Below are 8571 nucleotides of genomic sequence, written 5' to 3'. Positions count from 1 at the left end.
AAAATTGCGATAAAAAATTTTTTATCAATCTTAAAAGCGGGTCAAACCGTTGATATATCAACATTTATAGAGGGAGGTGAATCATTGTCAAATCAAACATCAACATGTCAAACTAGAAAGTATACGATTACTACAGGACCATTTCTAGTTCCATTTGAAGCTACAGTTGGACAGCCTAATAATCGACTTGTGATTCTTATTAAAAACCCTACAAGTAAACCACTAGAGGCTGATGTTGTGATTGAATATTGCCCTTCTTTACAGCTTTCAATGGAAGGAATATCACTTCCTTTTATAACGAATGAGAAAGAAAAACCTTTTCTAGAAGGTCTTCCGTCAACTGTTATACCTCCAAGGAGTTGTACTCGATTGGAATTTGATATAAGTTCTCTTGTAAATGGAATCCTTCATGTTAAATCTACAGGCGATTATTTAGTAGGAGAACGCCCATTACGTGGAAAACTTGAAATCGAAGTAGTTGGGGGAGCTGGCCTTTCCCATCCTACAAATCCTGGCCTTTCTGTTGCAGATCCCTCCATGGTATTTCATTATGGTGATATGAAGGCTATCCTTTTCGGAAATTAAATTAAATGATAAAACCTTAAAACGAGTACGGGGTGCAGAAAAGCGCCTTACTCGTTTTCATTTTTTCAGTCCAAAGCTTGATGTGGAATGGTATTACTTTTCCTTTAATTGTTTATTTAAACTGAGTAAGCTGTGCCTGAAGATAGAAGAGATGAAGAGGGAATTAAGTTGTACGGTAACAGTCTTGAACCATTGGATAAGGAGTAGTTCACTTCTCTTAATAAACAAGCATTGATTCTATAGAAGTTGTGTCGGTGTTAATTGTATAAAATACAATATTATGTAAGAATAAAATAAATTCGATAAGATACATTCGTAGGAGGACATGAAGTGAAACAGCATGGAAATATATTTAAGATTGGTCTTTTCTTAGTAGTTCTTTCATCAATACCATTATTTTTTATGGCGCGTGAGGAATACATAGGATGGAAAATTGATAGCCAGTATTCGATTGAACAGGTTTATGAAGAACAACAGGGGTTTCCCACTACGATTGATCTTCAGGAAATCGAAGTAAATGGACGACATATAGAAATTAAAGAGGAACCGACTGGTAAAAAGGCGAGTTTAACATTTTGGGATGAAGAAGAAGGTGTAGAAGCCGGTGATATTGTGAAACTTCACCTTTTTGTAGATAACAAAGAAGTGACATCTGCGGATGAAGTTTGGTTATCGAATCGGGATCGAGGTAGTCGATATTATTCGTGGCTCGATATACTGACTGTTAATGAAAAGATTGCTATCGTCCAGCGACTGACTGATGACGATACTAATATGGACGACCGTAAGTGGAAAATTATTTGGATTGATGAAAAAGGGAACGTGAAAGAAGACGCAATTTCGTATCAATCACGAAAAGAAAATCCGCTTGCTGTTCGATTAATTGGTTACTCAGGTACAGGTTTAATGATGATGGGCTATTACTCAGATATATTAACTGTTTACCCAACGTTATTATTCCCGTTAATGTTTCCTTTCGGTTCAGCGATCGTTGGTATTTTACTATGTATATTTGCCTTTTTTCAATGGACAAAACGATATAGATTGAACAGAGCAAATGATTCGGATAATGAATAAAATACAATTTTAATATTTTTAAAGAGCACATATTCCTTAATATTTCATCATCAGGTCTTTAGTAAAGCATTGTGACCTCTTCTTTTTTGTAGTCAAAAATGGATAGTATTTTTTATTATCGTAGTACTGTGGCCATTGGGTTCTTAAATTCCGAAAAACGTTTTAATATTTTTTAGGGGGATTTACTTTAAATGAAGAAAAAATTAATTGTTAGACTTATCGCTTGCTTTTTAATAGCAGCTGTATCAGTGTATTTTTTTAATGAATACAAAACTAAAAACCTTGTAAAAACTTTTCTCCATACAAATAATTTAAGTGAAAATAAGATTAGTATCTTGGATGAATCAACGATAACTATGACAAACATTGATAAAAATAATCCTGACTTTCCAACTTTAAAACAGGCATTGAAGGGGTTAGAAGTAAAACGGACTAACGCAAAATTTTCTTATATGGAAGGATATGTGTTCGTTTTTTTTCAAAACAGTGCTTTCTACCAATTCTCTATTAATGAAAATGGAACACTATTGTTTGATAACAAAACCTATAAAATACAGGGGGAAGAATCCGTTAAAGATCTGTTTATGATAATAAAAAAAGCATTGGAAAATTAGAGGTTAGAAGGTGAATCTTTTTGTGAAAAAAGGTATTTTTTTATGTTCATCGTGCTGATTTTAAAAAAGTCGATTTTCTGATGCCGCACAACTTTATTTTAAGGAGTTAAATGTACTCAAAAAAATGCTTATTGAGCATTAAATACTTCGATAAGTTCCTTAATTATCTTCAATTTATTTCAAAATACTAACAAAAATAGTAAGTGTATATGCAAAAATATCCGTTGATATGATATACTATTTTTGTTTTACATTATTGGAAATTAATATAAAGTTTGGGGGAGAAAGCATCTTGGGATGTGGAAGGATATGAAACAATTTTTAAGAAAATTAAATAAAATCGATACGTTTTCACCATACTTCTTTTTACCATTTATTTTACTGCTCTATTTCTTCACGAGCATGTTTGATTGGCATAGGTTTGAAATGTTCAATTTACAAGTTTCCATTTGGCCGGCAGTTATTCTAGCAGTTATTTGTTATTACATAGGTGTTTACGTTATTGACAAAATGAAATGGACAATTCCTTCATTTGGTCTGTCGTTTTTAGGTAAATATGTGATTCATTTTATCGTGTTTCTTACGTTACTTGGTTTATGTTCGTACATATTGATGGTTTTTGGAAGCGGCCTTGGTATTTCGGATGAGTCAAATCGCCGAAATCTAAATCCGAAGCTGAACTTCTTTAGTCAATTACTATGGTTTGGAGCTTTATTGCTGCTATCCTATAAAATGATTTTGGAAAAGCATATGACATGGAAAAAAGCGTTTATCTACGGTTCTATCTATGCAGTAGTAATGTTTTTATTCGTGTTAGTAGCCTATCGAACACCATTAATTATTATGCTATTTACAGGGCTCATCATTATTCACTACGTAGTAAAACGTGTGAAACTATCTTGGTTTTTAACAACGCTGTTAGTAATTGGTGTAGCTTTCTCAATGTTTAGTTTTATTCGTGTGTTAACGGAGGACAGATCATTAGAATTTAATAGAAGAGATCAGCCAGATGTGGAGCTAACGGAAGAGGCAAGAGAGCAGCTGTTAACGGCTGAGCAAAAGGTAAACCAGACGCCATTATGGGTACGTGCTTTAAATGAAGAGAGTGTAACAGGACATATTGTGTTAAGTACGATTATTGAGTATACACAGGAGAACGGTTATTTAAACGGTGAAGTCCATAAAGGGATCTTTAGTACGGTATTACCTGGTGAGCAAATTTCACCTCGTATGATGGTAACGGAGGTTGTCAATTCCGTGAGTGTGGAGAAGGGTAAGGTTATTACACGTGAAAATCGCACAACGACACCAACCTTTATCGGTCAATTATTTTTAGATGGGGGCTATTTATTAGTAGCAATAGGCTTCTTTTTATACGGTGCTTTAATTTCGCTTCTTTATAATAAAGTGAAGCAGGAGGGCATTCGTAGTTTCCATTCTGTCGCCTATGCATTTACTATTACGGTATTTACGGTGTCTATGCATACAGGTTTACTCGATTTAATCTTTGTTTTAATGCTCGGCTTTGTCATCATTGCATCGTCGATTATGAAAGTGGATCAGGGACAATCTCAAGTTTAATGAAAAGAGGATTCAGTTATGAGTGGTCTTGCTATTTTTCCAATATTACTTTTTTACATTTTGCCAATAGCCTTTTTCATTTGGTTTACGATATCAATGGTGAAGCTACAACGAGAGCGAAATGAAATTTTGAAGGAAATTGTAAATGAAATAAAAAAATGATAAAAGGCCTTCCCCGTAATGGAGAAGGCTTATTTTTATCCCTTAATAACTGCACATAAAGCACGTGGTGAAAATTAAAAATCAGTGGGATGACAATACCCCACTGATTTGCTTCACTTTATTGAGTGATGCGCTCGAAAAACGCTTGTGTTTTTTCTATATCCGTTACATGTCGATTGCATGTTTGGCTATCTGCGCAAATGTAATTACTATAATTCGTGAACGTTCCAACGATTTGCCCTTTTACAGACGTAGTAAATAGGCCTACATCGGAATGGCGGTTACATATTGCACATATTCCACGAATTGTATCATTGGAGAATGTGCCTTTAATCGATTTTAGCTTTTCATCTTGTTCCAGCACGACATATTTTCGATGTGTTCCAGGATCATCCCAAGCTAAATAACAAATCTCATGAAAATCCATTTCTTCAAGCTTCGGTAGTTTTAGCTTTTTTTCCTTTTTAAACAAGCTCTTTATTGTGCTTGCAGTGACTGCTTTGAATGGGATGACGTATAGTTTTAATTGCTCTGAATACGCATCACCCTGTGCACGATTTGTCACGTCAAAAAGCTGTTCAATTAGCTCAGCTTCCTCAGTGGACAACGCTAATTTTGCTGTGATCTCGCTGTCAACGATACCGTGTACGGCAAGAATGACGTCCTTATCTTTCGTCGTTGCAAGTGTTAGTATGATTTTATTCATTTGCTGTTCAAGTAAATGATAGTTGGCGACCGTTAAAAACGGCTGAATTGTTTGTTTTTCCATTTGAATTCACTCCTATAAAGTAGGCTTTTAATAAAGGTTTATGGCCTAAAGAGATCATTCATTTATGTTATTTGCGTTAACTTTTCTAGACCTCTTTGACCTGTAAAGTGTTTGGTCTAGAGCAAGCATTACAAAAGAATGCGTCCATTTCGATTCCTCCTTGAAAAGAAAACTATCCTTATCATAGCATTTTTTAGGAATTAGTTAAAGTTTGAAAATTCAATAACTATTATATGTAATATTTGCTATAATAGTTTAATATTTGTTCATTACAAAACGTATGTCATATGCATAGGTTGATGATGAGCTTGAATTTTTGAAAGGGGGAATTTTTATGAAACAGGTTATCGGTCATGAAAATGTATATGTTTGGAGAGGGATTGTTAGTAACTAACAAGGGATTTTTTTAGTACTAATAGACCTTCCAAACTCGTCATCGATTGAAAACATAGGAGGAACTATTATGTTAAATCAACAAGGATTTAATTTATGGGCTGATGGTTATGATAAAACGGTTCAGCTAAGTGAAGAAAGCAATCAATATCCTTTTGCAGGATATAAAGCTGTATTAAATACGATTTTTAACGAGGTCATGTCCATTCCAAAATCGACTGTATTAGACATTGGATTTGGCACAGGGGTGTTAACGGCAAAGCTTTATGATAATGGCCATATGATCAATGGCTTCGATTTCTCCTCGAAAATGATCGCAATCGCCAAAGAAAAAATGCCTGATGCAAACTTAATGGAGTGGGATTTAGCAAAAGGGCTGCCAACAGAGCTCCTTCATCAAAAATATGACGCCATTATTAGCACCTATGCGCTGCATCATTTTTCTGATGAAATGAAAGTGCAATACATTACAGCATTATTGCAGCAACTAACACCCGCAGGCAAAATTTTTATTGGCGATATCGCGTTTGAAACAAGAGGGCAGCTTGAAAAATGTCGTCAAGAAAGCATTGATTATTGGGATGATGATGAAATTTACTTTGTCCATGAGGAAATTAGTTCCTTATTAAAAGGAGTATGCCAATTAGAATTTTACCCAATCTCGCATTGTGGTGGAGTTTTTGTACTTTCGAATCTTGCTTAGGAAGATGCTTACATGATTATTTTTGATTATTTATATGGTGAATTTGAGATAGATGATGTGTTAGCGGAACTTATTTCGAGTAAGCCGGTGCAGAGGATCAATTATGCCTCGGCATAATTGCGTCCGGAATCGGCTTTGTGCTTGCACAAAGAACTCCTTTCCGATTCCGTGACATCCGCCGGAGGCTTTAACTTCTTTCAGCAGGTGTTGGGCACCCGCTGAAAGATAACTTAAACCCGCATACATCTTATCACCTATAGAGGAGGGAGAATTCTGCTGAAAGAAGTTAAAGGGGATTCATCAAGGTGGGGCAAGTTATCTTGTAAATAGCCGATGGAATGTAACACGTTATGAGCATTCGGTTGGTGTCATGCTGTTAATTAAACAGCTAGGTGGCTCTTTAGAGGAGCAGATTGCAGGTTTATTGCACGATGTTTCACATACTGCTTTTTCGCATGTCATTGATTTCGTCCTTGACAATAAAGCTGAAGATTATCATGAAGAAATATTTATGAATGTGATCATGAATTCAGAAATTCCTATTATCCTAAAAAAGTATAACTATGATTATGAACATCTGCTATTTAATACATGGAATTTGCTCGAACAACCAGCTCCTGATTTATGCGCAGATCGAGTAGATTATACTTTAAGAGATATGTACACATATGGACAAGCCTCACTTGAAGAAATACAACTATTTTTAAATGATATTATTGTTCACCAAGGGAAGATGTGTCTTCAAAGTTTTGAACGTGCAGAATGGTTTGTGAAAACATATTATCAAGAAGTACTTGATTTCTTTATGGATCCGTTAAATATTTATGCCTATGATAAGTTGGCACAAACGCTAAAGTTAGCATTAGATAAAAAGATAATAACGCTCACTGATTTTCTTAAGGAAGATCATGAACTAATTGAACTGATGAAATCTTCTAATGATAGGCAAGTACAAAGCCTTTTAAAACAGCTTCATCCAAATGTAAAAGTGAGGGTGGATCAAACAGAATTTGATATTCATCAAAAGAATAAAACTAGACTTATCGATCCTTTGCTTTACCATGAGAATCAATTAATAAGGGCAAGCGAATTGTTAGAAAATGTTAGAGAAATGAATGTAGCTGCTAAGGAAAAATTTCAGCAGGGTGTGTTTGTGAAAATTTTATAAGTTTCTCGGGAATTTTCCGATAAAACAAGGAAGGGGCTGTCAGATGACAGCCCTTCGCTTTATGTAAACATCGACATAATATATTTACCTGATAACATAAAAACTGCATAAACTGCAAGAGAGCTAATGACGGAAATGCTAGGTTTAAACCAGTTAGTTAATACAAATGCGAGAACCGTAAAAAGCAACATACCTACAGCCCCGAACACTGTATTTTGTAAAACGCTATGGAAAGTATCTTCCTTCATATTTTTCATCTGCATTCCCATATTAATGAGCGTCAGAATAGGTAATGCTGTAATGATGCCGGATAAAAATAGATATTTTGATTGACTTAACAGCAATGCTATTACCATTATAGTGCCGCCCACAATAAAATAAAGAAAATATAACATTTGTAACCCTCGATTTTCAATTCGGAATAGTGTAATAATACTTTACCGATTAACTCCTTACAAGTACTTGTTTTGAATAATTAGCAAGAAGCCGAGAAAGATAGTCTTTTATCAAAGATAACTAGAATATTCCGGTCTAGTTGAAAGGGTTGAGGACAGTTTCCGAAGAAAAAGCCTATCTTTATTTGGGAACAAGCAATCCTTCGAATAAAGAAAACTTACGTATTGGAAGAGTGCATTTCCATATTCGTTGGGGATATTATGGCTACTGTTATTTAGAATTTTAAAGAATGTGTAAAGAAATCTCTTTAAATATATCGATAATTACGATATAATCGTACAAGGCGATACATTAGAAGGAGCAAATTTAATGATTAAAGATTTAAATAACTATTTTACATCGATTTTCTACCATCTACATACAACGCATGAAGATTCAATTTCGCATCAAAGCGTGCGTATTTTACAGATGATTCAAAAGGAAGATGAAGTAACTGTTCGTGATATTGCAGGGTTACTGAATATTTCTCAAAATACAGCGTCTGAACATGTAAAAAAACTGGAGCGTAATGGCTGGGTGAAAAAAGAGCGGGCCATTGATGATCAACGCAAAGTAATTCTTCATTTAACAGCTGAAGGGCTTCAAATCGTTAAGAAAAACACAGAATTAGATGATGACAAACTACAACATGCATTAAATCAACTATCAGAACAAGAACAACAAGCCATTTTACAGGCATTTCGTCTATTAAGTGAGGTGTCTAAATAATGTATACACTTGTGAAAATTCTCTGCTCGGCAGCCATAATCGGTATCGTAACAGAAGTTGCTAGAAGATTTCCTTCCTATGGTGGCATGATTGCAGCACTACCACTTGTTAGTATTTTAAGTATTATTTGGCTAACAGTGCAAAGTGAATCGAGTGAGCATATTCAGCGATTTACTTATAGTGTAATCGTTGGACTACCAGCAACTATGTTCATGCTCTTTGTTATTTATATGGCGATGAAATCCTCAATCCATATTGTTTTTGCCATTGGACTAGGGATTGTTTCGTGGGCAGTATTTCTTGGTATTCAAAAAGCCATTGCTGGTGTTTTTAATATTTCTATTTAGGAGATTAA

The 8571-nt window shown here is 34.8% G+C and carries 10 protein-coding genes; 8 read left to right on the top strand and 2 right to left on the bottom strand.

Annotation, left to right across the window (positions count from 1 at the left end; genetic code table 11):
* From AMS59_RS22885 to AMS59_RS22870, 4 genes are all read left to right on the top strand, one after another.
* The coding region (locus tag AMS59_RS22885) for a hypothetical protein (protein ID WP_234007893.1) at positions 1–585 on the top strand (585 nt) is incomplete at its 5' end.
* A gap of 330 nt (positions 586–915) precedes the next feature.
* Complete coding sequence (locus AMS59_RS22880) at positions 916–1662, top strand: hypothetical protein (RefSeq protein WP_053486002.1); 747 nt, start codon at positions 916–918, stop codon at positions 1660–1662.
* 191 nt (positions 1663–1853) lie between these two features.
* Positions 1854–2276, top strand: coding sequence for a hypothetical protein (locus AMS59_RS22875; RefSeq protein WP_053486001.1), 423 nt, complete (start codon positions 1854–1856; stop codon positions 2274–2276).
* A gap of 309 nt (positions 2277–2585) precedes the next feature.
* Entirely contained in the window at positions 2586–3857 is a 1272-nt protein-coding gene (locus AMS59_RS22870) for an oligosaccharide repeat unit polymerase family protein (RefSeq protein WP_234007892.1), read from the top strand.
* Between the two features lie 280 nt (positions 3858–4137).
* Here the strand turns inward: AMS59_RS22870 and AMS59_RS22865 are convergent, their stop codons facing one another.
* Entirely contained in the window at positions 4138–4788 is a 651-nt protein-coding gene (locus AMS59_RS22865) for a FusB/FusC family EF-G-binding protein (protein WP_053485999.1), read from the bottom strand.
* Between the two features lie 463 nt (positions 4789–5251).
* Here AMS59_RS22865 and AMS59_RS22860 point away from each other — a divergent pair, with 463 nt between their 5' ends.
* Positions 5252–5884, top strand: coding sequence for a class I SAM-dependent methyltransferase (locus AMS59_RS22860; protein WP_234007891.1), 633 nt, complete (start codon positions 5252–5254; stop codon positions 5882–5884).
* Between the two features lie 295 nt (positions 5885–6179).
* Positions 6180–7052, top strand: a complete 873-nt coding sequence (locus tag AMS59_RS22855; protein WP_053485997.1) for an HD domain-containing protein — start codon at positions 6180–6182, stop codon at positions 7050–7052.
* Between the two features lie 59 nt (positions 7053–7111).
* Here AMS59_RS22855 and AMS59_RS22850 read toward each other — a convergent pair whose 3' ends face one another.
* Positions 7112–7408, bottom strand: a complete 297-nt coding sequence (locus AMS59_RS22850) for a hypothetical protein (protein ID WP_082337723.1) — start codon at positions 7406–7408, stop codon at positions 7112–7114.
* A gap of 409 nt (positions 7409–7817) precedes the next feature.
* Between AMS59_RS22850 and AMS59_RS22845 the strand changes: the two genes are divergently transcribed.
* Both AMS59_RS22845 and AMS59_RS22840 read left to right on the top strand, forming a co-directional pair.
* Positions 7818–8216, top strand: a complete 399-nt coding sequence (locus AMS59_RS22845) for a MarR family winged helix-turn-helix transcriptional regulator (protein WP_053485995.1) — start codon at positions 7818–7820, stop codon at positions 8214–8216.
* Complete coding sequence (locus tag AMS59_RS22840; RefSeq protein ID WP_053485994.1) at positions 8216–8563, top strand: DUF3147 family protein; 348 nt, start codon at positions 8216–8218, stop codon at positions 8561–8563. Before AMS59_RS22845 ends, AMS59_RS22840 begins: the two co-directional genes overlap by 1 nt.
* Positions 8564–8571 lie beyond the last annotated feature (8 nt).

This window comes from Lysinibacillus sp. FJAT-14745, assembly GCF_001275675.1.
GTDB lineage: Bacteria > Bacillota > Bacilli > Bacillales_A > Planococcaceae > Lysinibacillus.
This window is presented reverse-complemented; position numbering and strand designations above follow the sequence as displayed.